This window comes from Sphingomonas sp. JC676, from assembly GCF_014489075.1.
Taxonomy (GTDB): domain Bacteria; phylum Pseudomonadota; class Alphaproteobacteria; order Sphingomonadales; family Sphingomonadaceae; genus Sphingomonas.
In genome coordinates, this window is the sequence record NZ_JACTGR010000033.1 from 1 (window position 1) to 325 (window position 325).

1 protein-coding gene is annotated in these 325 nt (G+C 65.8%); it reads right to left on the reverse strand.

Going from position 1 to position 325, the window contains the following annotated elements; genetic code table 11:
• On the reverse strand, window positions 1-325 hold a 325-nt coding region (locus IAG41_RS22895), incomplete at both ends, for an NAD(P)-binding domain-containing protein (RefSeq protein ID WP_187731018.1).

Consider the following 325-nt stretch of genomic DNA (forward strand, 5'->3'; position numbering starts at 1 on the left):
CTTGACCAGTTTTGCGCCGGTGAAGGCCTGCGCGACGAAGCTGGCAGAAGGCTGCCCTCCCATTGCCTCATGGGACACGCCGTAGGCATTGGTCACATCGACGATGGTCTTGCCCTGCCAGCTGGGGAGCGCTTTCGCGACGTCCGCGTGCGACTCGAACCGGACCGCCAGAAAGATGATGTCCGCCTCGAGCGCATCCGCCAGCGTCTTGGGAAGGATCGTGGGCCCGATCGCGACCGCGTCGGCTGCATAGCTTTCCGGGTCGCGCGTGGTGGCGACCGATACTTCGATGCCCTCGCGGGCAAACGCCTTGGCCAGGGCCCGA